The organism is Diaphorobacter caeni, from assembly GCF_015354245.1.
Lineage (GTDB): Bacteria > Pseudomonadota > Gammaproteobacteria > Burkholderiales > Burkholderiaceae_C > Diaphorobacter_A > Diaphorobacter_A caeni.
On sequence record NZ_JADKYZ010000006.1, the window covers coordinates 340,228 to 364,536 of the forward strand.

The 24,309-nt window shown below is 64.0% G+C and carries 22 protein-coding genes; 8 read left to right on the top strand and 14 right to left on the bottom strand.

Annotation, left to right across the window (positions count from 1 at the left end; translation table 11 throughout):
- Positions 1–87: 87 nt before the first annotated feature.
- From tolB to ISG32_RS16840, 4 genes are read left to right on the top strand one after another with little or no spacing between them, the layout of a single operon-like run.
- Complete coding sequence (gene tolB / locus ISG32_RS16825) at positions 88–1,416, top strand: Tol-Pal system beta propeller repeat protein TolB (RefSeq protein ID WP_194772170.1); 1,329 nt, start codon at positions 88–90, stop codon at positions 1,414–1,416.
- Positions 1,417–1,470: 54 nt separating this feature from the next.
- Complete coding sequence (gene pal / locus ISG32_RS16830; protein WP_194772171.1) at positions 1,471–2,022, top strand: peptidoglycan-associated lipoprotein Pal; 552 nt, start codon at positions 1,471–1,473, stop codon at positions 2,020–2,022.
- A gap of 2 nt (positions 2,023–2,024) precedes the next feature.
- Positions 2,025–2,807: a tol-pal system protein YbgF gene (ybgF, locus tag ISG32_RS16835; RefSeq protein ID WP_194772264.1), complete on the top strand. Its 783-nt coding sequence runs from the start codon at positions 2,025–2,027 to the stop codon at positions 2,805–2,807.
- 22 nt (positions 2,808–2,829) lie between these two features.
- A complete protein-coding gene (locus tag ISG32_RS16840; protein WP_228529881.1) occupies positions 2,830–3,627 on the top strand; it encodes a tRNA threonylcarbamoyladenosine dehydratase in 798 nt (265 codons plus the stop codon).
- 18 nt (positions 3,628–3,645) lie between these two features.
- Here the strand turns inward: ISG32_RS16840 and ISG32_RS16845 are convergent, their stop codons facing one another.
- The 7 genes from ISG32_RS16845 to ISG32_RS16875 form a co-directional block, all read right to left on the bottom strand.
- Positions 3,646–3,942, bottom strand: a complete 297-nt coding sequence (locus ISG32_RS16845) for a hypothetical protein (RefSeq protein WP_194772172.1) — start codon at positions 3,940–3,942, stop codon at positions 3,646–3,648.
- Between the two features lie 172 nt (positions 3,943–4,114).
- A complete protein-coding gene (locus tag ISG32_RS16850; RefSeq protein WP_194772173.1) occupies positions 4,115–5,245 on the bottom strand; it encodes a glycosyltransferase family protein in 1,131 nt (376 codons plus the stop codon).
- Entirely contained in the window at positions 5,245–6,345 is a 1,101-nt protein-coding gene (gene wecB, locus ISG32_RS16855; RefSeq protein ID WP_228529882.1) for a non-hydrolyzing UDP-N-acetylglucosamine 2-epimerase, read from the bottom strand. Before wecB ends, ISG32_RS16850 begins: the two co-directional genes overlap by 1 nt.
- Before the next feature lie 2 nt (positions 6,346–6,347).
- Positions 6,348–10,289, bottom strand: a complete 3,942-nt coding sequence (locus ISG32_RS16860) for a glycosyltransferase (RefSeq protein WP_194772175.1) — start codon at positions 10,287–10,289, stop codon at positions 6,348–6,350.
- A gap of 6 nt (positions 10,290–10,295) precedes the next feature.
- Entirely contained in the window at positions 10,296–10,964 is a 669-nt protein-coding gene (locus ISG32_RS16865; protein ID WP_194772176.1) for a class I SAM-dependent methyltransferase, read from the bottom strand.
- A 16-nt stretch (positions 10,965–10,980) separates the two neighbouring features.
- A complete protein-coding gene (locus ISG32_RS16870; protein ID WP_194772177.1) occupies positions 10,981–12,330 on the bottom strand; it encodes an ABC transporter ATP-binding protein in 1,350 nt (449 codons plus the stop codon).
- A complete protein-coding gene (locus tag ISG32_RS16875; RefSeq protein ID WP_323745949.1) occupies positions 12,320–13,078 on the bottom strand; it encodes an ABC transporter permease in 759 nt (252 codons plus the stop codon). Before ISG32_RS16875 ends, ISG32_RS16870 begins: the two co-directional genes overlap by 11 nt.
- 619 nt (positions 13,079–13,697) lie before the next feature.
- Between ISG32_RS16875 and ISG32_RS16880 the strand changes: the two genes are divergently transcribed.
- The gene (locus ISG32_RS16880) at positions 13,698–14,432 is read left to right on the top strand and encodes a DNA/RNA non-specific endonuclease (RefSeq protein ID WP_407645069.1); all 735 of its coding nucleotides are present in this window, start codon (positions 13,698–13,700) and stop codon (positions 14,430–14,432) included.
- On the opposite strand, the gene ISG32_RS16885 is transcribed toward ISG32_RS16880, so the two are convergent.
- Positions 14,433–15,440: a zinc-dependent alcohol dehydrogenase family protein gene (locus ISG32_RS16885; RefSeq protein ID WP_194772180.1), complete on the bottom strand. Its 1,008-nt coding sequence runs from the start codon at positions 15,438–15,440 to the stop codon at positions 14,433–14,435.
- A gap of 171 nt (positions 15,441–15,611) precedes the next feature.
- Here ISG32_RS16885 and ISG32_RS16890 point away from each other — a divergent pair, with 171 nt between their 5' ends.
- On the top strand, positions 15,612–15,974 hold the full coding sequence (locus tag ISG32_RS16890) for a winged helix-turn-helix transcriptional regulator (RefSeq protein ID WP_194772181.1): 363 nt from the start codon (positions 15,612–15,614) through the stop codon (positions 15,972–15,974).
- Between the two features lie 26 nt (positions 15,975–16,000).
- On the opposite strand, the gene ISG32_RS16895 is transcribed toward ISG32_RS16890, so the two are convergent.
- Genes ISG32_RS16895 through ISG32_RS27770 form a run of 4 tightly spaced genes read right to left on the bottom strand, consistent with a single transcriptional unit; the run spans position 16,001 to position 18,776 of the window.
- A complete protein-coding gene (locus ISG32_RS16895) occupies positions 16,001–16,498 on the bottom strand; it encodes a flavodoxin family protein (RefSeq protein ID WP_194772182.1) in 498 nt (165 codons plus the stop codon).
- A 53-nt stretch (positions 16,499–16,551) separates the two neighbouring features.
- The gene (locus ISG32_RS16900) at positions 16,552–18,009 is read right to left on the bottom strand and encodes a TIGR01777 family oxidoreductase (RefSeq protein WP_194772183.1); all 1,458 of its coding nucleotides are present in this window, start codon (positions 18,007–18,009) and stop codon (positions 16,552–16,554) included.
- A 15-nt stretch (positions 18,010–18,024) separates the two neighbouring features.
- The gene (locus tag ISG32_RS16905) at positions 18,025–18,648 is read right to left on the bottom strand and encodes a DUF4166 domain-containing protein (RefSeq protein ID WP_194772184.1); all 624 of its coding nucleotides are present in this window, start codon (positions 18,646–18,648) and stop codon (positions 18,025–18,027) included.
- A complete protein-coding gene (locus ISG32_RS27770; RefSeq protein WP_267254033.1) occupies positions 18,645–18,776 on the bottom strand; it encodes a hypothetical protein in 132 nt (43 codons plus the stop codon). The genes ISG32_RS16905 and ISG32_RS27770 overlap by 4 nt, the downstream gene beginning before the upstream one ends.
- Here ISG32_RS27770 and ISG32_RS16910 point away from each other — a divergent pair.
- Together ISG32_RS16910 and ISG32_RS16915 are read left to right on the top strand one after the other, a co-directional pair.
- Positions 18,775–20,613: a sensor histidine kinase gene (locus tag ISG32_RS16910; RefSeq protein ID WP_194772185.1), complete on the top strand. Its 1,839-nt coding sequence runs from the start codon at positions 18,775–18,777 to the stop codon at positions 20,611–20,613. The genes ISG32_RS27770 and ISG32_RS16910 overlap by 2 nt on opposite strands.
- Positions 20,610–22,028, top strand: a complete 1,419-nt coding sequence (locus tag ISG32_RS16915; protein WP_194772186.1) for a sigma-54-dependent transcriptional regulator — start codon at positions 20,610–20,612, stop codon at positions 22,026–22,028. The genes ISG32_RS16910 and ISG32_RS16915 overlap by 4 nt, the downstream gene beginning before the upstream one ends.
- On the opposite strand, the gene ISG32_RS16920 is transcribed toward ISG32_RS16915, so the two are convergent.
- Both ISG32_RS16920 and coaA read right to left on the bottom strand, forming a co-directional pair.
- On the bottom strand, positions 22,021–23,223 hold the full coding sequence (locus ISG32_RS16920) for an MFS transporter (RefSeq protein ID WP_194772187.1): 1,203 nt from the start codon (positions 23,221–23,223) through the stop codon (positions 22,021–22,023). The genes ISG32_RS16915 and ISG32_RS16920 overlap by 8 nt on opposite strands.
- Positions 23,224–23,334: 111 nt before the next feature.
- The gene (gene coaA, locus ISG32_RS16925; RefSeq protein ID WP_323745950.1) at positions 23,335–24,273 is read right to left on the bottom strand and encodes a type I pantothenate kinase; all 939 of its coding nucleotides are present in this window, start codon (positions 24,271–24,273) and stop codon (positions 23,335–23,337) included.
- Positions 24,274–24,309 lie beyond the last annotated feature (36 nt).

Here is a 24,309-nt window from a genome sequence, read left to right on the forward strand (position 1 = left end):
GCACAGTTTGTCACATGGCTTGCTAGGCCATGTGTAACATGCGAAGCTCTGTTACCCGGCACGTCTACGGTATTTCGTTGGTACACAATGACTATTGACCGAATTTTCCCTAAATTCAATACATCCTCCTTTGCGCAGACTCTGCGCGTCCCCCGGCGACAAGCTGTCGCTGCGATTGCCTCTCTCTCCGCATTGCCTGCGCTGGCGCAGTTCAAGGTCGAGATCACCGGCGTCGGCATGAAGCAACGGCCGATCGCCATAGCCCCGTTCAAGGGCGAGGCGCAATCACCCCAGAAGATTTCCTCCATCGTGCGGGCCGATCTGGAGCGCAGCGGCGTCTTCATCGGCGTCGACGCGGCAGGCGAGCAGCTCGATGAGAGCTCGCGCCCCGATCTGGCCGCGTGGCGTGCCCGCACGGCCGAGGCGCTCGCCGTAGGCAGCGTCAACCGTCTGGGCGATGGTCGCTTCGATGTGCGTTTCCGTCTGTGGGACGTGATCAAGGCGCAGGACCTCGGCGGCCAGAGCTATGTGGTGACCCAGGCGGATCTGCGCCTCGTCGCGCACCGCATCTCCGACTACATCTACGAAAAGCTCACCGGCGAGCGCGGCGTGTTCTCGACGCGCATTGCCTACGTCACCAAGAACGGTGGCCGCTACACCCTGTGGGTGGCGGATGCCGACGGCGAGAACTCGCAGTTGGCGTTCGGAAGCTCCGAGCCGATCATCTCGCCCGCATGGTCGCCCTCGGGCACCCAACTGGCCTATGTGTCGTTCGAATCTCGCAAGCCGGTCGTCTACGTGCAGGACGTCTCGTCCGGCAAGCGCCGCCTGATCGCCAATTTCCGTGGCTCCAACAGCGCGCCCGCCTGGTCGCCCGATGGCAACACATTGGCGGTGACGTTGAGCCGCGATGGCGGCTCTCAGCTCTACACCATCGGCGCCAGTGGCGGCGGCGAGCCCAGGCGCCTGATGCAGAGCAGCGGCATCGACACTGAACCGGTGTACTCGACCGATGGCCGCAGCATTTACTTTGTGAGTGATCGCGGCGGTGCGCCGCAGATCTACCGTGTGGGCGCGGGCGGCGGCAGCGCCGAGCGCGTGACCTTCAGCGGCTCCTACAACATTTCCCCGTCGATCAGCCCCGATGGCCAATATCTGGCCTACATCTCGCGGGTTGGCGGCGCATACAAACTGCACGTGATGGATCTGAAGTCGGGATCCGTTCAGGCCATCACGGACACGTCAGCTGACGAAAGCCCCAGCTTCGCTCCCAACAGCAAGCTCATCGTCTACGCCTCCCAACACGGCGGACGCGATGCGCTCATGACGACGACGCTGGACGGCAAGATCAAGGCCCGCCTTGCGGGCCAGAGTGGAGACATCCGGGAACCCTCGTGGGCCCCGTATCAGAAGTAAGCAGTGTTTTTTCCTCAATTTTTTTCATAGTACTGGTTCCTCAGGAGAACTTTCATGATTCGTTTTGATTTCAAACGTGCAGCACTTGCACTGACGGTTACTGCATTCCTGGCAGGTTGCAGCTCCGGCGTGAAGCTCGATGACGCCCCCGTCGAAGACAAGGGCGCGACTTCCACCACCGGCCAAGGCAGCAACGGTGCCGGCAGCGGCACCGGTTCCAGCACCGTGACGCCCGCCGACATGAACGGCTCGGCACGTGCCGGCCAGGGCCCCGTGGGCGTGGCTCACATCGTCTACTTCGACTTCGACAGCTATACCGTCAAGTCCGAATACCAATCCGTGCTGGAAGGCCACGCCCGTTTCCTGAAGGCCAACAACGCCAAGAAGGTGAACCTGGAAGGCCACACCGACCAACGCGGTGGCAGCGAATACAACCTGGCGCTGGGCCAAAAGCGTGCGGAAGCCGTGCGTCGTTCGCTGGCTCTGCTGGGCGTGCCTGATTCGCAGATGGAAGCCGTGAGCTTCGGCAAGGAAAAGCCTGCATCGCAGGGCAACTCTGAAGACGCTTTCTCCCAAAACCGTCGCGTTGAATTCTCGTACCGCTGATGATGAAGCGCTCATTTTCTCCACAACTTCCGCTGATGGCTGCGGTGCTGTGCGCCAGCTCGCTGCTGGGTGCCTCGGCACATGCGGCGCTGTTCGAAGATGCTGAGGCACGACGTGCGATTCTGGAGATGCGCCAGCGCGTGGACGCGATGCAGCAGTCCTCCCAGAGGAACACAGAGCGTTCCGGAGACGATGTAGCGCAAATGCGCCGCAGCCTGCTCGACCTGCAGACACAGATTCAGTCTCTGCAGAGCGAACAGGCGCGGTTGCGCGGCCAGAATGAGCAGTTGCAGAAGGACGTGTCCGACCTGCAGCAGCGCATGAAGGACGTGGCCAAGGCGACCGATGAGCGTCTGCGCCAGTTCGAGCCGGTCTCGGTGAACGTCGACGGCAAGGAGTTCAAGGCCGATCCTGCCGAGAAGCGCGATTTCGAAGCGGCCATCACCGTGTTCCGCACGGGCAAGTTCCCCGAAGCGGGCCAGGCCTTTGCTGCCTTCACGCGCCAGTATCCTCAGAGTGGCTACATGCCATCCGCACGATTCTGGCTGGGCAATGCGCAGTACGCGCAGCGCGACTACACCAACGCGATCAACAACTTCAAGTCGATCATGACCAACGCTCCGGACCACGCACGTGCGCCCGAAGCCGCGCTGTCCATCGCCAACTGCCAGGTGGAGCTCAAGGACACCCGTGCAGCACGCAAGACGCTGGAAGACCTGATCCGCGTGTACCCGCAATCGGAAGCCGCCGCAGCCGCCAAAGAGCGTCTGTCGAAGATGAAGTGATGATGACGACGGTGACGGCAACTTGGTGAACGAGCAAGAGCAGGGCGGGGCAGCCGCCATTGATGACGCCGATCTGGAGCGTCGATTTGGTGGCCTCGCCCGGCTGTATGGCGTCGAAGGCGCGGCCCGCATTCGCGGCGCGCATGTGGCCGTGATCGGCATCGGCGGCGTCGGCTCGTGGACGGTCGAGGCGTTGGCCCGCAGTGGTGTGGCGGCGCTCACGCTGATCGATCTCGACCATGTGGCCGAGTCCAACATCAACCGCCAGATCCATGCGCTCGACACGACCGTCGGGCAGTCCAAGATCGAGGCCATGCGCGAGCGCATCGCGCACATCAATCCCCACTGCCGAGTGACCTGCGTCGATGAGTTCGTTGACGAGGAGAACTGGCCCGCACTGCTGCCCGACAAGGTGGATGCGGTGATCGACGCCTGCGACCAGATCCGCGCCAAGACCGCGATGGCGGCATGGGCGCTCAGGACCAAGACGCTGTTCGTGAGCATCGGTGCCGCCGGAGGCAAGCGCCAGGCGCACCTGGTCGACGTGGCGGACCTCTCGCAGACCACGCACGATCCGCTGCTCGCGCAACTGCGCTACCGTCTGCGCAAGTTCCACGGATCACCCAAGGAAGGCAAGAAGATCGGCACGCTGTGCGTCTTCAGCAAGGAGCCGGTGGCTCCGCCGCACGCATCGTGCAACATCGGCGGGGAGGGCGATGGCTCGCTCAATTGCGCGGGTTATGGCTCAGTGGTGACAGTGACGTCCACATTCGGCATGTGCGCCGCCGGGGTGGTCCTGGACCGGCTTGCGGGCAAGTGAGCAACTGACGCTGCCGCGTCAACCGCCATTCTTGGGCATGTATGCGGCCACCATCGTGGCGAATTCGGTGGCGAGCTGCTTGCCGTATTCGTGCTGGTTGCGCATCCATACCGCCTGATCCAGCGAGAAATCCTGCCGGTCCGTACGTCCGATGGTGCCCATGGATTCGACCAGCGATTGCTCGAACGAGGCCAGTTGCCTCTGCGGATCGCTCTGCGCACGCATCACCAGCGCCACCAACTGGGCCAGCACGGCCTCATGCAACGCGAGGCGGGTGGAAAACTCCAGCGTGGAATTCTCTGGGGTGATCATCATGCACTCCTTCGGTACGTTTGAATTCGTTGGTTTCGGTGGGTTCAGACGACCACCCCTTCTTGAATCCTACGCACCGAGTGCGCGCCTGCGCTGTAGGCCCAGCGCGGAAATCGTTGTGGGTCGGCAGGCCGAAACACGCTCTTAGGCCAACCACCACTACCGGCCAGCCACGTCACTGCATGCGGATGAACTGCCGCGCCGCGTCGAAGCGGTGTTCCCAGGCGTTGTCCTCGGCAAAGGCCAGAGCCTGTTGCGGATCACGCGGATGGCGCAGTCCGAGTTCGGCCAGCAGGGCGACGTCGCCAAGGTCCCGGCTGATGAAGACGCCGGGCTCCTCGGCGCGAAAGCTCATCTCGCCGAAATCGGTGGACAGCGTGGGCAGCGCGAGGGCGCGGTACTCGTAGTATTTGATTGGATCGACCGAGCCCGTGAGCGTGTTCTTCTTGAACGGAATCAGCGCCACATCGAAATCCAGCATGGCCTCGAGCGCTGCGGCATGGTGGCGCTCGGGCAGCATCTGGATGTTGGCGGGCAGGGGGCGCGTGGACGGCGCGAAGACCGGGCCGATCAGGCGCACCTCGTCGTCCGGGCGGCTCTCGGCCAGCGTGATCACCCAGTCCCAGTCGAACCATGACGCGATGGTTCCGACATAGCCGAACACCTTGCGCGAGTCCGCACCGACAATGCGCGCAGCCGCAGGCGCGGGCATGGCAGCGAGATCGAGACCGTTGAGCACCGGATGCACGTTGCCGTGGTGACGCGCCCAGTGTTCAGTGAGCGCCGTGCTCGAGGCCCAGATCACCTCAACTTTGGCTGCAATGAGCCGTTCGCGGCGGGCGAACGCCACGCGCGAAAAACCGTCGTAGAACGCCGGAAAGTCATCCATCGCGTCGTACAGCGAGGTCGCGTGCTTTTCGCGATTCAACAGGCTCAACGCAAGCAGGGATGGCTTGCCGATGGCGAGGCAGATCCGATGGCCGTCGGCAAAGCGCTCATAGGCATCGAACACGGATTGCCAGAACGGTGCATTGATCATCGCCGAGCCGGGAATCGGCTCGATGGGCAGGCCCCCGGCCTTCACCACCGTGAGCCACGGCGGCGTCTCGATCAGCACCTTCTGCTGCTCTTCGGACGCGGCCGCAGCCTGCAGGCGCTTGACGTCCTGCAGCTTGGGAAAGCGCGTCGGGTATGGCTCTATCCAGAGCACGGGCTCGCCGGTCCGATCGTGAAACCACTGAACGAACTTGTGCGGCCTTTGGGCAAAGCTGTTCCAAGGCACCGGCGAGAGGTAGACGAGACGCATCAAACGCAATCCCGGCGCAGAGTCTCGGCGATGCGCTGTGCGGCCTTGCCGTCACCATAGGGGGAAATGCCGCGCGCCATCGCACGGTAGGCGTTCTCATCGTCGAGCAGGCGCTGCGCTTCGGAGACGATCAGGTCGTAGTTCGAGCCCACCAGCTTGACGACGCCTTGCTCGACCGCCTCGGGGCGCTCGGTTTCGCTGCGCAGAACCAGCACGGGCTTGCCGAGCGCAGGGGCTTCTTCCTGCACGCCACCCGAGTCGGTCAGGATGATGGTGGAGCGCTTCATCGCGGCAATGAACGGCGCGTAGTCCAGAGGCGCGCACAGCACCACGTTGGGCAGCTTGTCGAGGAATTCGTAGGCTACATCCTTGACGTTCGGGTTGGGATGCACCGGGTAGAGAAACTGCACTTCGGGATTGTTCTCGGCGAGCGTGCGCAGCGCGCGGCAGATGTTGCGAAACGGCTCCCCGAAGTTCTCGCGGCGATGCGAGGTGACGAGCACGAGGCGCTTGCCCGGATCGAGTTCGATGCCGATCTCCAGATCCTTTGACGCGCTCATCAGCAGCGCGTCGATCACCGTGTTGCCGGTGACGACGATATCGGCATCCTGCACGCCATCCTTGAGCAGGTTCTGGCGCGAGCCCTCGGTCGGCGCGAAGTGCCAGCGCGCGAGCTTGCCGGTGATCACCCGGTTGGCCTCTTCGGGAAACGGGTTCTGCATGTCCCAAGTGCGCAGACCGGCCTCCACATGACCGATCGGAATGCGACGATAAAAGCACGCCAGCGCCACGGACATCACGGTCGTCGTGTCGCCCTGCACCAGCACCACGTCGGGACGTTCGCTCTCCAGCACTTCATCGAGCTTCATCAGCAGTCGCGCGGTGAGCTCGGTGAGCGCCTGATTGGGACGCATGATGTCTAGATCGATGTCGGGAGTGATCCCGAAGAACTGGTTGACCTGATCCAGCATGTGCCGATGCTGCGCCGTCGCCAGCACGCGTACCTCGGCCCACGGCTCCTGCTGGAGCGCCAGAATGACGGGCGCCATCTTGATGGCTTCGGGGCGGGTACCTACCACGCAGAGGATTTTCTTTTTCATGGTCATAGTGTGGAGAAGTAGTCGGCGTACATGCGGTAGGCGATGGCTCGATCCAGATGCTTTGCCAGATCGCGATCGACCGAGCCTCTGCGATGAGGCATCAGGCGGATCATCGCAGAGGCCAGACGTTCCTCAAAGTCGACGTCAGTGCCGTACACGAAATGCCCAAGGTTCTGGTAGTTCAGCGCGGTGATGTCGCCAAACGGCGGTGACACCACCTCGACGTTGTCGCGACCCTCGAATTCGTAGGCCGAGCCCACATCGGTGATCACGCAACCGAGACCGTTCGCCATGGCTTCGCCGAGAGACAGACTCCAGCCTTCCCAGTACGACGGCAGAACGAACACGTCGGCTGCGTGATAGAAGCGCGCCACATTGCGCTCATAACCCGCGAACAGCACATGGTTCTGCAGCCCGAGGTCTCGCACGGCGTTCTTCACGGCGCTTTGGTAAGCGGCTTCCATCGATGTTCCCAGCAACACCAATCGGGCCTTGGGTTGACGCTCGACCACGCGGGCGAAGGCCTTCACCAGCGGCAACTGGGCCTTGGTGGCCATGATGGAGGCGACGTTGACGAACACGGGTGCGTCCGCATCGACGCCCCAGACGGAGCGCAGGTCTGAGCGATTTTCCGTGAAGTGCTCTGCGTCGATGGTCTCCGGGTCGATGCCGTTGGGGACTACGCGCATCTTGCCGGCGTCGAGTCCCAGAGCCACATCCGCATAGCGCGCTGCAGTGACCGATACGCAGAGATACTGGGTGGTATGAAGGTCAGCCTCGCGATATCGGGCGATCTGTTCAGCGTCGAGCCAGACATAGGAGTTGTGTACGGTCTGGATGAACGGAATTCCGGCGCGGTGACAGGCCGCGGCACCACGGATGCTGTAGTGGGCATTGACGAGATCGACGCGGTTTTCGCTCAACCACGCCAGATAGGCGTCGTCGCTCAGCCCGGAGGACAGAGGAACGACGTCCAGTCCGCGCTCCACCGCCTTGACCGCCGCGTCGCCAGAATTGCCAAAATTGGCGATGGTGACGCGGTAGCCGCTGCTCTTGAGCGACAGACCGAGATCGATCACCACGTTTTCCATCCCTCCTTGGGTGAAGCTGTCGACCTGCAGCAATACATGCCGCTGCCGCTGCGAGCGGATGATTGCGGGCACTGCGCGTTGCATGGCCTGCGGATCGCGTGTGGCGCGAATGAACATCAGGTTCTTCGCAAACGCCGTCACGGCGGAAAGCGCACTCGGTGCCTGGCAATCCAGAATGGGGCAGCTTGCAATCAACCGTACACGCTCCGCGCTCAGGCCATCGCCCACCAGTGCAACCGCGTGCGTGCTCTGCAGCAACTGGCGCAGCTTGTCATATCGGATATCCGCGGGGTCGAGCAGCACGGCTACTGGCTGATGGCCATCGCGCAATCGGGGCAGGTGCTCTTCGGCAGTCTGACTGCCGAGCACAAGCAGCGCTTCGGTCGGAGCCAGTGCTCCGAACGCGTGGATGCTGCCGGGGGCCACTCCATGTTGAGCAAGCCAGTCCGCACCACGCTGGTCAGCGACATAGATCAGTGGCTTGCCGTATTGCGCAGCACGTTCCTTTTCGTACTCCATCAGAAGCTGGACCTTGTCCAGAATCTTGTGCTCCTGCGCTTGGGCGCTCAGCGTGTTGTCATGAACACGGTATCGGTAGAGCATGCGGTCGTTGCCAGCGTGGCCGAGCGGGAAGAATGCGTTTATGCGCATCCAGTAGTCGTAGTCCTCGATGCCCAACTGAGTGTCGTAGTCGCCGATGCAGCTTCCGATCCAGCCGCGATACATGAAGCACGGCCCGATGAAATTGTCCTGCACGGTGTTGAGCGTCTCGGTGGAATGCGGCAGGCGGATCTCGGCACTTTTCGGATCGGGCCGATTGTGTGCACGCCAGGAAGTGTCCTTGAGCAGCTCACCGCGATCATCGATGGCCAGATAGTCACCATAGACCATGCCCAGACTGGGATCACCGCGCAGCCTGGCGACCAGTTCCTCCAGCATGCGCGGTTCCATGATGTTGTCTGCCGAAGTCCAGGTTCGGAATTCGCCACGTGCGAAATCGAAACCGTTGCTCAACGCCTTAGGCAGGCGCTGGTTGGCCTGTGTGTAGCAACGAATCTTTGGGTGGTCCAGATAGCGTTCCAGGACTTTTTCCACATCGTCCTTGGAGCCATCGTTGATGATGATGAGCTCGAAGTTCTGGTAGGTCTGCGCAAGCACGCTGTCGATGGATTCGGCGATCAGGTAGGCCTGGTTGTAGACGGGCAACACGACGCTGACCAGGTCTTTCACCAGACCGCAGCATTCGGGGCGCATCACCAGCGAGTTGGATGCCTGGGGCGCCTGAGTGAATGTCGCGGAGTCTGTGGACGGAGCAGACGCTCTGGTAGGGGCCGCGATCAGCGGTGCCTTGGGGATGAGTGCCGCGCGCACGCGCGCCTTCAACCAGAACGGAAACGGAAACTTGCGTCCGACGTTCGCGGCGAATCGATACAGTGCCTGTCTTCCGCCAGGGTAATTGAAACCATATTTTGCAAAGCGGGCAGCGGCGCGCAATGGACGCGTCAAGCGCCAGGAGCGACTGTTCAAGACCTGTTCGTGGCGTTTGAAGAGCGAGTCGAGTTCGTGGCGAATCTGGGTTGCCTGCCGCTCGTTTTCCGCGAGCCGCTGATTCTGGTTGGCGATTTCTGCTTCTTTTCTGACCAGAATTTCCCGGTGTTCTTCAATCTCGGAATCCTTCCCGAGCAAAGACTGCGTGACTCTCGCGATCTCTTCATCTTTGTGGATGACGGTCTGACGGACGCGGGCAATTTCCTCATCCCGCTGCGCCACAACCTGCTGTTGACTGGTCCGGAGGGCATCCAGTTGATTGAAATGCTCTGCGCGAGGAACGGTGAGGCGCAGCATTTCTTCTTCTTGAAAACGATGACGCTGAAGTTCAGTCTGAAACGCTGCAAATGAGTAGTTGCCGTGCTTCACATGGTGCATGAAGGCCGAAAAATACTGCGCCGCCGCTTTGAGTATCAACTGAGGGACAGCGGGGTGGGCAAACAGATTCTGGGAGTTCTCCGTCACGGCCTTCACGAAGATCAGGCCGGGCGTGCGGACATCGTCCATCGGCACTTGGTCGCCAAATGACTGCAGCAGAACGGCCCGAATTCGCGCAAAGCGGCCGGGTTGATCAACCCGTTCCATCGCAGACGCAATGCGTTGCAGCAAGGCAGGGCTGTACGTCGAACATTGACTCTGGGTGTGCAAAACCGTGAACAGCACGAATGCCCATGCATCCTTGTAAAGCTGCTCGGCATCGCTGGTCATGTGGCCAAAGTCCACCCAGGTGGCTTGTTGCAAATGGCGAACGGCGTTGAAGGGGTAGGGATCGCCGTGTGCGAGACCCAGCCGTTCCAGCTCATCCAGTCCTTGTGCCAGGTCGCCCATCCAGATGCGCCATTGATCGAAGGCGATGGGCTTTCCACTGAGCTCACGGCTGGTGGTCTTGCCCACGATGCTGCGAACCTTCTTCCACGCGGGCGTGGTTCCGGCGTCGTCGAACTCCTGACCTTCCAGAATCTGCGTTTCCGCCATGCAATCGCAGACGCGGTGGACCGGCATCAGCGATGCGTGGCGGCTGCCGACGAGTTTTGTCCAGTTGGCGCGAGCGCTGGAGTGGCCGTGTTGCGCGCCAAGAATGTGCTCGTCCGTGCGTGGATTTCCGGCGATGGGAACCAGCAGGCGGTCTGCGTCAAGAATCACCGTCAGCGCGGTGGCCGGCGTCTGTCCGGTGCGGACGATGCGGGAGTGGTCATTGAGCGTTTGGAGCAGGCAGCTGTCCGAGCAATAGACAAGTTCGATATCGCGGCCAACGGAAAACTCTGCCTTGTTCTGCGGGTTGTCTACAAGACTTTTGATTGGCATGTGCTGCTACTCCATATCCAGCGCCCAGAACTCACGCGGGTAGCCGTTCGGCCCGATCGTGTGTCCCAGGGTTCTCATTTTTGGCAATTCGCTGCAATAGCGAAGAAGGAAATTGACTCCGAAACCGGCATCGAAGCCCGGCTCCTTGGCGGGGCATTCGTAGTAGATGCTGGCGCGGGTGCGCGCGAACAGCGTGGCCAGCAGGTTGCGGATGTCGTCGTCGGAATAGCGGCGTTCGCCCGACATGGCGTAGCCGGATTCCCAGTGGTGGGTCACGCTCAGCAGCAGGATGCAGTCCCAGTAGCGATCATCGCTGGCCAGGAAGTCGGACAGGTCCTGGCGGTGAAATTCGAAACCGGCGCGTTGCGTCTGGCTGTGCAGGTCGGAGTACAGGCCCTGATTGTCGACGTCGCCGTTGTCGATGCCGACGACGTTGCAGCCGAGCGCAGCGAGCGTCTTGGCGACGAGGCCGTTGTTGCAGCCGACATCGAGCACCCGCAGGCCGCGCAGCGAACCGTGGCGCAGCGCGAGGTCGGAGGCGATGCGCAGTGCGCGGTCGAGGCCGAGGCGCTCGAACTGCTGTTCACCGAGGCGCTGATCGACCACCGACCAGTCGCGTGATTCGACGGCGTGCACGAGATCGGAGATGCCGAGTTCGGGAAGATAGGTGGTCATGTCTTTTGTCCCTTGCTCAGGCGATGGTGATTTTTCCGGGCACGTCAAAGAGCAGCGGAATGATCCGGTCGCCCTGATTGACCACGCTGAAGCCGGCCGCCGCGAACGCCTTGTCGACGTACTCGCCCTGCACGGGCATGCGGTAGCCGAGGTCGATGCGATAGCGCGCGCCGCTCGAGAGCGGGGAGACGAATTCGAATTCGAGCACGCGCTTCTCACCGGCCTTCATCGCGGGGATGCGGGTGCCGCTGAAAAAGGAGTTGATCGCGAACAGTTCCACGCCTTCGGTGGTGCTGACGACGAGACCGACTTCGCCCTCCTGCGGGCAGTCCTCGCGCACGTCGAGCACGGCCTGCACGCGCAGGGTCGATCCGGTTTCGACGACGATGGCCTCGTCGGAGTCGGCCAGCACGCGGCATTCCACGAACTGTGCCTGGCCCGAGCCCACGCGGTGCGACACGCGGCGGTCGAACGGAGGCTGCAGCAGCGAGACGACCTGCGATGCAGGCTGTGCGACCGATGAGGTGATGGCTGCGGCTGGCTGGTCAGCTTGATCGGCCGCGGTGTCCGGTTGACCGGCGGTGCCGGCGTTGCCCGCATTGGCCTCGAGCGAGCCGAGCACGAAATAGCGGTCGAGCACCTTGCTGGCCGGTCCGTCGACGATCAGATCGCCGTGACTCAGCAGCACGGCGCGGGGGCAGAGCGCCTTGACCGTGGCTGCGGAGTGCGAGACGAACAGCACCGTCGTGCCCTTGTCCATCATCGTGCGGATGGCGGCGTAGCACTTGGCCTGGAAGAACTGATCGCCCACGGAGAGCGCCTCGTCGACGATGAGAATCTCGGGGTCCAGATGCATCTGGACCGCGAACGCGAGGCGCACGAACATGCCGCTGGAATAGGTCTTGACCGGCTGGTCGAGGTGGTCACCGATGTCGGCGAACTTGACGATGCGCTCGAAGACCGCATTCATCTGCTCCTCGTCGATGCCGAGGATCGCGCCGTTGAGATAGACGTTCTCGCGGCCGGTGAACTCGGGGTTGAAGCCCGAGCCCAGCTCCAGCAGGGCGGCGATGCGGCCTTGGGTCTCCACGGTTCCGAGGGTGGGCGTGAGCGTGCCGCAGATCAGTTGCAGCAGCGTGGACTTGCCGCTGCCGTTGCGCCCGACGATGCCCACGGCCTCGCCCTTTCGGATCTCGAAAGAGATGTTCCGCAGCGCCCAGAACTCGTCGTAGTAGCGCTTGGGGTGCTGGCCTGTGACGCGCTGCAGCTTGGGCAGCAGCATCTGCTTGAGGCGGTCGCGCGGCTGGGCGTAGATCTGGTAGCACTTGCTCAGCTGCTCGATGCGGATGGCGAGATCAGACGACATCGGCGAACCCCTTGCGAGACTTCTGGAACCACGCAAATCCGAGCCACGCGACAACAAGACCGATGAGCATCTGACGCAGCCACGTGGCCCAGTCGAGCGGGCCTCCGAACATCATGGCGTTGCGCACCTGCTCGATGCTGGCCGTGAGCGGGTTGAGGCTGAGCAGCCGCTGGAACTCCTCGGGCAGCGCGGCGATGGGGTAGAAGATCGGGGTCATGTACATGAGCACCATGGTGAGCACGCCGATGATCTGGCCAATGTCGCGCAGGAACACACCCAGCGAGGCAAGCAGCCACGCGAGGCCGAGCGACATCAGCACCAGCGGCAGCAGCACGATGGGCAGTTCGAGCAGGGTGACCGGCGGGACTCCAAACAGAAGAAAATAGAAAATCAGCCAGGCGCTGAAGCTGATGAGGAAATGGAAAATGGCCGATCCCATTACCACGACCGGCAATATTTCCAGAGGGAAAATAACCTTCTTCACGTAGTTCGCGTTTCCCAGTATCAATGACGGGCCGCGCAGCAGACCTTCCGAGAAAAGATTGAATGCGATCATTCCCGCGAAGAGAACCATCGCGAATTCCGTCTTCGAGCCTTCTCCGCCGGTCCAGCGGGCCTTGAATACGACGCTGAAAACGAAGGTGTAGACCGCCAGCATCAGCAGCGGATTCACGAAGGACCAGAGCAGCCCCATGAACGAGCCACGATAGCGGCCAATGATTTCACGCTTGATCAGGCCTTTGATCAAGCCGCGATTCTCTAGCAGTGACTTTGTCAGTTGTATGGGGGAGATCGATTTGCTTGCGTGAGGATTCATTCAAGCATTCCTGTTGTCGATGGGCATTTGAATTAATTCGGCTCGCTATTTTTTTGATTGAATGCACCATTAACCAGAGTGGGTGTGGGACACCGACGGTAACGCAGGTTGAGCATGCCAATGATAACCGGTCCGCGAAGGGAGGAAACGCCTATGGCGCGGCGGGGAAATATGTGAAAATATGTGTGATTTGTGTCATTGACAGTGGCCCACGATGGACGGTTTTTTGCGTCTTGTCGCGGGTCAATGATTGCGCCGATCGCTTGGATGCTATGAGTTTGGTTTGAGGCGCTTGATCCGCCTATAAACTTGCAGTCGAATGACTGCCAAGAACAAAAAGAAGCAGCCACGCAAGCGCAAAGCTGCGGGCTCGCGTGCCTCAAGTGCCTTTTCCCTTTCCTCCCTCTCTTCATCATCGCTGCGTCGTCTGGGCCTTTGGCTGCTGGGATCGACGGCGGTGGCCACACAGATCTCCAGTTGCGGAACGCTTCCTTGGTTGCAGGGTGAGGCCGAGGCTGCTCTTGAGGCTTTTCTGCGCGGGCACACGTCCGTGTCGACGTCCGCCTCCACGCCAACGCCTTTGCCGTCACCGTCGCCGGTCCCCGGTGGCGCACTGTCGGCCACCCGTTTCGAGGCCTGCCCGCAGTTCTTCGCGGGCGGCATCGCGCCGCGCGTTCCCACGGCGCCCAAGCTGCGCGAGCTTTGCTACAACGCATTTGCCGTGCTGCACAGCGGTAGCACGCGCACCCCGGTGTTCGTGGCCGAACGGCTCAATCGGCAGACGGTGCTGAACGCGCAGGGAGAGCAGCGCACGGACCGCTTCTTCGCCGATGCCCGGCTGCCGCGCAGCGAGCGCTCGGAGCTGGAGGACTACCGGGGCTCGGGCTTTGCGCGCGGCCACATGGCGCCAGCGGCCGACATGCCCACGCCCGAGGCGATGGCGCAGAGCTTCAGCCTCGCCAACATGGTGCCGCAGAACTCGGCGCACAACAGCGGGCCGTGGGCGAAGATCGAAAAGGACACGCGCAGCTACGCGCTGCGCGCCAAGGGCGATGTCTATGTGATCACCGGCCCGGTTTTTGAATCGCGGGGACAGACCATCGGGCAGGACCGCGTCAGCGTGCCGACTCAGCTGTTCAAGCTGGTCTATGACGCGACTTCCAAGCGTGCATGGGCGCACTGGCAGCAGAACTCCGCGCAGGGTCAGGCGGGCCGCCCGATCAGCTACGGAGAGCTGGAGCAGCGGCTTGGCATGGAGCTGCTGCCTGGCGTCGAAATCAGGTGATCAAAAGCTCAGGCAGACCTTGCCGAAGTGCCTGCCGGCCTTCTGATGCTCGAAGGCCGCCGCGATCTGTTCGAGCGGGTACTGGCTGTCGATCACCGGCTTCCAGTCGAATCGCTCGAGCGCGCGCACCATGTCCTGCTGGTCTAGGCGGCTGCCCACGATCAGGCCCCGCAGGGTCTGCTGCTTGCGCATGAGCTCGACGGTCGGAATGTCGCCCGCGAAACCGGTCAGCACGCCCATCAGCGCGATGTGGCCGCCCACGCGGCAGGCGCGGATCGATTGGGGCAGGGTGCTCGGGCCGCCGACTTCCACGACGATGTCGGCACCGCGTCCGCCCGTCAGCGCCAGCACTTTGTCGCCCCATTGGGGGTTGTCGCGGTAGTTGATGACGTCGGATGCGCCCATCGCGAGCAGCTGCTTTTCCTTGGCGGCTGACGAGGTGGTGGCGATCACGCGCGCGCCCATGGAGCGGGCCATCTGCAGCGCGAAGATCGAGACGCCGCCCGTGCCCAGCACCAGCACGGTGTCGCCCGCCTTGATGCCGCCGTCGATCACCAGCGCGCGCCATGCGGTCAGGCCCGCCGTGGTCAGCGTCGCGGCTTCCTCGTGGGTGTAGCCCTTGGGCGCATGGGTGAACGAGGTGATGGGAGCCGTCACCAGCTCGCGCGCAAAGCCGTCGATGCCGTCGCCCGGCACGGTGAGGAAGTCGGCGATCGTCGCGGGACCGGCCTGCCAGGTCGGGAAGAAGCACGAGACCACCGCGTCGCCCTCCTTGAACTCGCTGACGCCCGCACCCACGGCGGTCACGACGCCCGCGCCGTCCGACATGGGAATCAGCCTGTCGGCTGAGCCGGGCTTGCCGAGCACCACGCCCAGGTCGTGGTAGTTCAGCGAACTGGCGTGCACGCGCACCTGGATCTCGCCCGCCTTGGGCGCGGCGGGCTCGGGCAGGTCGACGGACCGGAGGCGCTCCAGACCACCGGGGCTCTGCAGTTGAATGGCTTTCATGAATGGAATCCTTTGCTGTCGGGATGAATGTGGGGGAGAGGTTTGCACCGAGGGGAATTCGCGAAGTCCGGTGCGCGGCGTCATCTTGCGCAGTAAGCTGCCTTTTTCCAAGAACCAACATATTTGTTGGGTAGTATTAAAAATGTAAGTATTGGGCCGGAGGCATATTTCATGAAGCGACTCAATGGCAAAAGCGGCTGCTCGGTGGAAGTCACGCTCTCGGTGATCGGCGGCACGTGGAAGCCCATCATCATCTACAACCTGATGCGCGGAAAGAAGCGCTTCATGGAGCTGAGCCGCGCCATCCCCTCGGCGACCCAGCGCATGCTCACGCTGCAACTGCGCGAGCTGGAGGCCGACGGCATCGTGCAGCGCACGGTCTATGCCGAGGTGCCGCCGCGCGTGGACTATGAACTCACCGAACTGGGGCTGTCGCTCGAGCCGGTGCTCGAGGCGATGCGGGCATGGGGGCTGGGGTATGCGGCGCTGGCGCAGTCGGGTGAGGACGTGGCACGCGAAGTGGCATGCGTGTAGATTGCGCGCATCCAATGCCTGAAATCTCAGAAGATACCCAGCGTCAGGCCTGACGCGAGTGATTCACCGAGGGATCTGCAGAGCTGCAGATCTTCCTGGTGGATCTGTTTGGGCGCGAGGATCGCTTCGGGTGTCTGCGCGTGGGTGCAGACGATCAGCGGCTCGGCCACCTCCCTGAGTCGCCAGCCGGTGGCGATGCGGGCGATCTGCCTTGCGGCGTTGCTGCCGTCGCTGCCCGCGCAGATCAGCGCGAGATACGGACGACCGTTGATGCGCTCGAGCGCGGGATAGTAGCAGCGGTCAAAAAAATCCTTCATCAGTCCGCTGATCGCCGCGAGGTTCTCGGGAGTGGCGAAGATGTAGCCATCGGCCCCAAGCACGTCCTCCGGCTGCGCGTCCGTGGCTGGCAGCAGGCGGACATCGACACCGCTCTCCTGCACCGCACCGTCGCGCGCGGCCTCGACCATCTGGCGGGTGCCGCCGGTCAGGGAGTGGTAGACGATGAGCAGGGTTTTGCGGGACATGGTGCCGCCAAGCATATCCCGCAAACCGATCGCGTGGCGACTCGGAGGACGATTCAGACGGAGGCTTCCAGCGCACCGCGCAGGGCAGGGTGCCGAAAGCAGTAGCCGCTGGCGAGCGCCTTGGTCGGCGCGACGTTCTGGCCGTCGAGCAGCAACTCCGACATCTCGCCGAGCATCGTCCGCAGAGCGCCCGCTGGCATCTTCATCCACAGGGGGCGGCGGTGAACCGTGGCGAGCGTGCGCGCGAACTGGTCCTGCGAGACCATGTCGGGGGCGACGGCGTTGAGCGCGCCGTGCAGCACGGGCTCGGACATGGCGTGGCGGATCAGGCCGACGAGATCATCCACATGAACCCATGGCATGGACTGACGCCCCGAGCCAATGATGGCGCCCAACCCCAGTCGTGTGGCGAGTGCCTGTGGCGGCAGCGCGCCGCCCCCCGCGCCGAGCACGATGCCGGGGCGCACGCAGACCACGCGGGTGCCCAGGCGTTCGGCAAGCAGGGCCTCCCGCTCGATGGCGACGCAGAGGTCCGACTGGAAGCGCCCCGGATCACTGGCGGCCGATTCGTCGATGCGCGCGTTGCCGTGCGCCGTGCCGTAGAAGCCCACGGCCGACGCGGCGACCAGTACCTCGGGCCTGCGCTCGAGGCGCTCGATCAGCGCGAGCAGGTCGCGGGTGATCTGCAGGCGGCTTTGCAGCAGCTTGCGGCGGCGGCTTGGGGTCCACAGGCCCCCGAGGATATTGGCGCCCGCCAGATGCACGATGGCGTCGATGCGGGTTTCGGCGGGAATGTCGCTCAGGCGGTCGATCACCCAGACGTCATCGCCAAAACTGGCACGGGCGAGCAGCGGGTCGCGGCTCAGCACGATGACGCGGCGACCTTCGCGCTGGAGTTGACGCACCAGGGCCGATCCCACGAAGCCCGTGCCGCCGGTGACCAGCACGGTGGGCGCGCCGATCGCCTGTGGAGCGGGCGGGGCCGCCTGTGCGTCGGCATCGGCGATGTGGCCCATCTTGCGCACGGCAATGGCGTTGCGGATGCTCCAGGTCGTCACGCCGAGCGCCGCGAGCGTGCAGAACCAGCTCCAGAACCCGTGGTAGGTGAACGCCAGTTCGGTCGGCAGGCGCGCCGCGTCCCAGAGGCGCGGGCCGAGCAGGCCGAGCAGCAGACCGTAGCTCACGGTGAGCACGGTGTGCAGCGCGCGCTCGAAGGGCGGCAGCTTGCGGCAGCGGTCTTCCTCCAGAAAGTCGGCGACGGTCACCACCATTTCCACCAGCAGCAGAGCGCCGACGGCGATGGCCCACCAGCCCTGGATCTGTATCCAGGCGAAGACGACGTAGAGCGCGCCGTAGATGGCCTCGCGCATGGCGTGCAGGCGCAGTTCGTAGCGTGCGGACGTCCGCTGCGGCAGGCGTGCGTGCAGCTCGTGGTGCCAGAGATTGTCGAATCCGCCGAGCATGGTCTGAAAGCCGAGCACGCAGAAGATGAGAGTGGTCATGGTCGTCATGGTGAAACCTCCGTTTCAGAGGGGATGCGGGTCGTTGAAGACGCCGGTTTGGTGAAAGGTGCGACCCCACAGCCGATGCTGCATGGTCAGCGTGAAGCGGAATTGGCCCGGGCCGACGTCGCGGTGCTCGACGCGGCAGGTGCCGGGCGTGAGCCATCCGGGAACGGGCATGCGCATGCGGCCGAGCAGCAGGAAGTAGCCACGGCTCTGGAACACCAGCGCGCCGTCGTCGACGAACACGTCCAGATGCATGGAGAGGCCGCCCGAAGTGCACTCCTCGAGCGCACCGTCCGGGCCGACCCGCTTGGTCGAGCGCACCTGCTGGCCGCCCAGAACGCGCTCCCAGACCACGCCGCCATTGCCGTCGTTGCGGACGTTCACCCTGGCCGCCACCGCGTTCTTGCGCGAGGCGGCCAGCGGGCTGCCGAGCAGGCTGGCCGCGAGTCCGAAGACGCGCCCAATCCACGAAGCGCGCAGCTCCATCTCGCCGACGTAGCTCACGTCGTCGTGCGCCGCCGCGAAGCGCCTGCGGATCGCGGGAGACAGCGTCTGCCAGGAAGCCGCACCCACCAGTGCGGAAATATCCAACGCAGCATGCGCAGGGCCTTCGGTGGTGGGGGAGTGGTGCAGGGTGTTCATGCACGGGTTGGTGCAGCAACCATGCCAATTCGCAAGTTGTTGATTTGATTGAAGTTGTTTGTTGTGTTGTCAACTTCGTATACAGCGTGATTGCCGGTGGCGTAAACGCCGTTTACAGTGGCGGCCATGGCCATTCATGTCGCGCTGTTTCTCACCCTGCTCGAAACCATCGCCCTCAGCGCGGTGCTGCTGGTCTGGGCCAACCAGGTGCGCGGGGCGCGGCTGCTGGTGGTGTTCCTTGCGGGTGTGGCGACCTGGATCGTCGGCAACGAGCTGCCCAACTGGTTCGGCATCGCGACCGCGCCGCTCGCGATGGCGCTGTTGTCCACGTTGCCGCTCACCTCGGCGGCGTTTTTGCACTTCTGCCTGATCTTCTGCCATTCGCCCATCGACAGGCGCTGGATCCATGCGGCCTACGCGGGCGCGGCGCTCACCGCCCTGCATGCGCTGCTGCGCTCGCCCGGCGAGTTCGAGCATTTCGAGCCGTTCACCGGCGTGGAGTGGGTGGTCGTACCCAACCATGTGGGCTGGATGACGAGTCTGGTATGGGCGTGTTTTGCGGCGCTCGGCATTCTGGCGCTGCTGATGACGTTCTTTCACGCGGCCTCGGCCCAGCGGCGCAGGCAGATTGGCGCGGTGGCGATTTCCTGCGGCTGGGGGCTGTTGGCCATGTCGGGCTACGCGTTCGCAGCGCTCAAGATTCCTGTCTATCCATGGCAGGTGCTGGCCGCGCCCGTCTTTCCCGTGATTCTGGTCTACGGCATCCTGCGCTACCGCGTGTTCGTGGCCAACGTCTGGGCGCGGCGCGCGCTTGCGTCGGTCATTCTGATGGCGCTGGGGGTGCTGGTGGTGCCGCTCACGGTGCTGCTGCCGTTCGAGTCGCGCTGGGTGGTGGCGATCGCGGTGGCCGCCACCACGCTTGCGCTGCGCGGGCCCGTATGGAACTTCGCGTCGCGGCTGGTGTATCCGGGCGGCACGCTGTCGGCGGAGGACTGGCGGCAATGGCGGATGCAGCTCAGCCAGGCGGACACCATGGAGCAACTGCAGGCCAGGGCCACCGCCATGCTGTCGCAGCGCATGGGCATGGAGATTCAGACCCGGATCGCTCGTGATGCGAACGCGCAGGCACTGAGCCAGACCGCCACGGAGGACAACGGCGCAGAGCCCACGCTGGTGTGCTCTGACCACGCGGGCGAGTGGCAGACGCAGCTTTTCGGATTCGAGGAGGCGCCACCGGGCCAGCTCCATCTGGCCGAACTGTTCGGCACCTTGCTTGCCGATGCGGCAGCGAACGTCGAGCGCTCCGAAATCGCACGGCAGCGCGAGCGCGAAAGCCAGCTGAACGCGCGGCTGGCCGAGCTCGGATCGCTCGCCACCACCGTGGCTCATGATCTGCGCAACCCGCTCAACATCATCGCCATGGCGGTCGCGCTGGCGCCGCAGGAAACGCGGCAGGAGGTCGGCGAGCAGATCACGCGCATCTCGCGGCTGACCGAAGACCTGCTCGACTACGCGAAGCCGTGGCAAATCCACTTGGCCGATACCGACATCGCCGCACGCATTTCCGCGCTGATCCGCCGCATGCCCGAGGTGGAAACGGGCCCCGGACTGGGCGACGCATTCCCCGTTCGGCTCGATCCCGTGCGCTTCGATCAGGCCGTCGTCAATCTTTTGACCAATGCACGCCAGTCGGCCGCGTCCAAGCGGGTGCTGATCGACGCCGAACGCCGCGACGGCGCGGTGCTGGTCCATGTCTGCGACGACGGCCCGGGCATCCCCGACGATCTGCGCGAGCGGCTCTTCCAGCCCTTCGCCTCGCGCAGTCCCGGCGGCACGGGGCTGGGCCTTGCCATCGTCGCTCGCATCATGTCCGCGCATGGCGGCACGGCCGAGCTGACCGAGCGCGCACCATGGCACACCTGCTTCACGCTGACTTTTCCGACGACCGAGAACACCGCATCATGAGTTCGACCACCGCAGCATCCACGACATCACCGAATCCGTCGAGCGCAGCCTCGGGCCACATCCTTCTGGTCGACGACGAACCGGCGTACCAGCGGCTCGGCGCATCGTTTCTGCGCCAGCTCGGCTATCGCGTGTCTGTCGCGGGCGACGTGGACGAGGCGCTGCAGGCCTTCGAGAACGACACGCCGCAGGTCGTGCTGCTCGATCTTGCGATGCCGCCCAGCATGGACCCGGAGGCGGGGCTGTCGCTCATTGCGCGCTTTGCATCGGCCGTGGTGGTGGTGCTCAGCGGGCATGGCGATCGTGACGTGGCGCTGCGCGCGGTGGAGCTCGGCGTCTGGGACTTTCTCGTCAAGCCCATCGATCCCGAGATGCTGCGGATGGTCGTCATGCGCGCCATGCACAAAGCGCGGCTGGATGCCCAGGTGCGCGAGCTGCGCAACGCCAAAGCCGACCAGCAGCCCGATGAAATGGGCCTGATCGGACAGGCTGCGGCCATGCAGCAGCTGCGCGCCATGGTGCGGCGCGTGGGAGCGACCTCGGTGAATCTGATCGTGCTGGGCCCCACGGGCACCGGCAAGGAACTGGTGGCGCGCGCGCTGCACCAGTGCAGTCCCCGGCGCGATGGGCCGTTCGCCATCATCCACTGCGGCGCGCTGTCGGCCGAGCTGCTGGAGAGCGAGCTGTTCGGCCATCTCAAGGGCAGCTTCACCGGAGCGCATCGCGATCAGCTGGGGCTCGTCGAAACCGCGCATGGCGGCACGCTGTTTCTTGACGAAGTGGGCGAGATGCCCGCGCTCATGCAGGTCAAGCTGCTGCGCTTTCTGCAGGAGGGCACCTTCATGCCGGTGGGCGGGAGGCAGGAGAAGAAAGCCGACGTGCGCGTGGTGGCCGCGACGCATCGCGATCTCGAGGCCATGGTGCGCGATGGCAGCTTTCGCGAGGATCTGTATTACCGTCTCAAAGGCATGGTGCTGCGCACGCCCGCGCTGGCGGACCGCAGCACCGACGTGCCTCTGCTGGCCGCGCGCTTTCTGCACGGAGTGACGCCCAACGCCCGCCTCAGCGCCGACGCCCTGCAATGGCTGCAGACGCGCGACTGGCCCGGCAACGTGCGCCAGCTCAAGGCCGTGGTCGAATCTGCGGGTGCGCTGATCCTGCCCGACAACCATACGGTCGACGCCGACCTGCTGCGCTTCGCGAGCGGCGAAAGCACGGAGCTGCCGGAGGCGACGGCCGCTGCCGACAAATCGACGACGCAGGGCAGCATGGACGCTGCGATCCAGGAACTCGAAACCCGCATGATCCGCGACGCGATGGCGCAGTCGGGCGGCAATCAGTCCGAGGCCGCCCGGGTGCTCGGCATTTCGCGCGTGGGGCTGATCAAGAAGCTGGCGCGGCTGGGGCTCAGGTAGCGGGCTTGAGCCTGCGGCTTTGCAGCCCGAGCAGCACCAGCACGATGGCCACGAGCGGCAGCATGCCGCTGTTGATGCCGTTCCAGCCCACGGTGTGCAGCAGCTGGCCCGAACCGAAGGACGCTGTCGCGACGGTGCCGAAGACCAGGAAGTCGTTGAGCGCCTGGACCTTGGCGCGCTCGGCCGGACGGTAGCACTCGGTGACCAGCGAGGTCGCGCCGATGAAGCCGAAGTTCCAGCCCACGCCCAGCAGCACCAGCGCGCCCCAGAAGTGGAACAGGTCGAGTCCGAGCAGTGCCATCACGCCGGCCGCGCCGATCATCACGAGGCCGAGCGAGGTGATGGTGCGGTTGCCGAAACGGTTGATGAGCTTGCCGGTGAAGAAGCTTGGCGCGAACATCGACAGCACATGCCACTGGATGCCGAGCGCCGCTTCGCCGATGCTGTGGCCGCAGCCGACCATGGCCATCGGCGCTGCGGTCATGAGGAAGGCCATCAGCCCGTAGCTCACCACGCCTGCGGCTGCGGCGACGATGAACTTGGGCGTTTTCACGATCTCCATCAGCGGCCTGGCCTCGCCATCGACGACCTTGGTTTGGGTCTTGGGGAGGCGCAGACAGGCGAGCAGCGGCAGGGCCAGCAGCGCGAGTGCCGCCTGCCCGTAGAAGCTGCCCGCGAACGGCGTGCCGGGCAGGGCGTCGCGCGTCCATATCACGATCTGCGGGCCGATGATGCCCGCGATCAGTCCGCCGATCATGATGCGCGAGATGGCGCGCGCCTGCGCAGCCGAGTCGCCCATCACGGCATCGGCCGCCGCAAAACGGTAGCTCTGCACGCAGGCGGCGTAGAAGCCCGAGAACGCGGTGCCGATGCAGAACAGCGTGAAGTCCGATTGCGCGATGCCCTGGGCGGCGACGGCGCCCGACACCGCTCCCATCAGCGCGCCGATCATGTAGGTGAAGCGTCGCCCCATGCGGTGCATGAGCCACGCGGCGGGGAGGGTGCACAGCGCGAGCGTGAGCTGGTAGAGGCTCACCGGCAGCGTCGCGGCGGAGGGGTTGCTCGACAGCTGCTGCCCGACCAGCCCGCCCAGCGAAATGATGATCGGCGGTGATGCTCCGCCGAGTGCCTGCGCGGCGATCAGCAGGCCGAGGTTGCGACCCTGATCGGGATGGTCGGGTGTGGAGGCGGTCATGTTGTCTCGCTGTTGTCGTTTGCACCCGCCGACGGACGAACGGGTTGTTTATCAGCGATAGCTTATATCGATTCCACGATGCCGTGTTGACGCCACCGGGAAAGACCGGTCTCAGGTCTGCCTGACCGATATTTCTTCGATCTGGTGCTGTTCGCCCTTGCGCAGCACGATGCGTGCGCGGCCGCGCGTCGGCGCGATGTTGTCGAGCAGGTTGGGCAGGTTGATCTGCTGCCAGATGCCGCGCGCGACCTGGATGGCCTCGCCTTCGCTCAGGTCCTTGTAGTGGTGGAAGTACGAGCTTTCGCGTTGGAACACCGTGCGCTGCAGCTTCACGAAACGCTGGATGTACCACTTTTCGATCAGCGCGGATTCAGCATCGAGATAGATCGAGAAATCGAAGAAATCGGACGCCACCGCCGCCGCGATGTTCTTGGTCTGCAGCACGTTCAGACCTTCGAAGATCAGGATGTCGGGACGATCCACCCGCTCGAATTCATCGGGCACGATGTCGTAGGCCTCGTGCGAGTAGACGGGCACCTTGAGCCCTGACTTGCCGGACTTCACCGCCGAGAGAAACTCGAGCATCGCGGGCAGGTCGTAGCTGTCGGGGAAACCCTTGCGGCCCATGAGCGCGCGCTCCTGCAGCTCGCGCGTGGGATAGAGGAAACCGTCGGTCGTCACCAGCTCCACGCTGCGGCCCGGAATGGCCTGCGCGAGCACCGCCCGCAGCACGCGCGCGAAGGTGCTCTTGCCCACGGCCACGCTGCCTGCCACGCCGATCACGTAGGGCGTGGCGCGGAACGAGCCCGCGCTGTCGAATCCGCTGTACACGATGCGGCTCAGTTCATGCGCCGCGCGGATGTGGGAGTTGATGAAGCGGGTGAGTGGAAGAAAGATCTCTTCCACCTCGATCTGCAGCGCGGGATCGTTCACGCCGCCCAGCATTTCGATGCTCGCGCGCGAGGGCACGTGGTCTTCGGGGCTGCGCAATGCGGCCCATTGGCTGCGGTTGAAGATCACATACGGCGGCTCGAGGCGCGGGGGCGTCACGACGGCGGCTGCAGCGGGGATGTGCCTTGGCGAGGA

Excerpts from the sequence above, each read along its gene's own strand:
- tolB (WP_194772170.1), top strand. The coding sequence starts at position 88 with ATGACTATTGACCGAATTTTCCCTAAATTCAATACATCCTCCTTTGCG.
- pal (WP_194772171.1), top strand. The coding sequence starts at position 1,471 with ATGATTCGTTTTGATTTCAAACGTGCAGCACTTGCACTGACGGTTACT.
- ybgF (WP_194772264.1), top strand. The coding sequence starts at position 2,025 with ATGAAGCGCTCATTTTCTCCACAACTTCCGCTGATGGCTGCGGTGCTG.
- ISG32_RS16845 (WP_194772172.1), bottom strand. The coding sequence starts at position 3,942 with ATGATGATCACCCCAGAGAATTCCACGCTGGAGTTTTCCACCCGCCTC.
- ISG32_RS16850 (WP_194772173.1), bottom strand. The coding sequence starts at position 5,245 with ATGCGTCTCGTCTACCTCTCGCCGGTGCCTTGGAACAGCTTTGCCCAA.
- wecB (WP_228529882.1), bottom strand. The coding sequence starts at position 6,345 with ATGAAAAAGAAAATCCTCTGCGTGGTAGGTACCCGCCCCGAAGCCATC.
- ISG32_RS16860 (WP_194772175.1), bottom strand. The coding sequence starts at position 10,289 with ATGCCAATCAAAAGTCTTGTAGACAACCCGCAGAACAAGGCAGAGTTT.
- ISG32_RS16865 (WP_194772176.1), bottom strand. The coding sequence starts at position 10,964 with ATGACCACCTATCTTCCCGAACTCGGCATCTCCGATCTCGTGCACGCC.
- ISG32_RS16870 (WP_194772177.1), bottom strand. The coding sequence starts at position 12,330 with ATGTCGTCTGATCTCGCCATCCGCATCGAGCAGCTGAGCAAGTGCTAC.
- ISG32_RS16885 (WP_194772180.1), bottom strand. The coding sequence starts at position 15,440 with ATGAAAGCCATTCAACTGCAGAGCCCCGGTGGTCTGGAGCGCCTCCGG.
- ISG32_RS16890 (WP_194772181.1), top strand. The coding sequence starts at position 15,612 with ATGAAGCGACTCAATGGCAAAAGCGGCTGCTCGGTGGAAGTCACGCTC.
- ISG32_RS16895 (WP_194772182.1), bottom strand. The coding sequence starts at position 16,498 with ATGTCCCGCAAAACCCTGCTCATCGTCTACCACTCCCTGACCGGCGGC.
- ISG32_RS16900 (WP_194772183.1), bottom strand. The coding sequence starts at position 18,009 with ATGACGACCATGACCACTCTCATCTTCTGCGTGCTCGGCTTTCAGACC.
- ISG32_RS16905 (WP_194772184.1), bottom strand. The coding sequence starts at position 18,648 with ATGAACACCCTGCACCACTCCCCCACCACCGAAGGCCCTGCGCATGCT.
- ISG32_RS16910 (WP_194772185.1), top strand. The coding sequence starts at position 18,775 with ATGGCCATTCATGTCGCGCTGTTTCTCACCCTGCTCGAAACCATCGCC.
- ISG32_RS27770 (WP_267254033.1), bottom strand. The coding sequence starts at position 18,776 with ATGGCCGCCACTGTAAACGGCGTTTACGCCACCGGCAATCACGCTGTA.
- ISG32_RS16915 (WP_194772186.1), top strand. The coding sequence starts at position 20,610 with ATGAGTTCGACCACCGCAGCATCCACGACATCACCGAATCCGTCGAGC.
- ISG32_RS16920 (WP_194772187.1), bottom strand. The coding sequence starts at position 23,223 with ATGACCGCCTCCACACCCGACCATCCCGATCAGGGTCGCAACCTCGGC.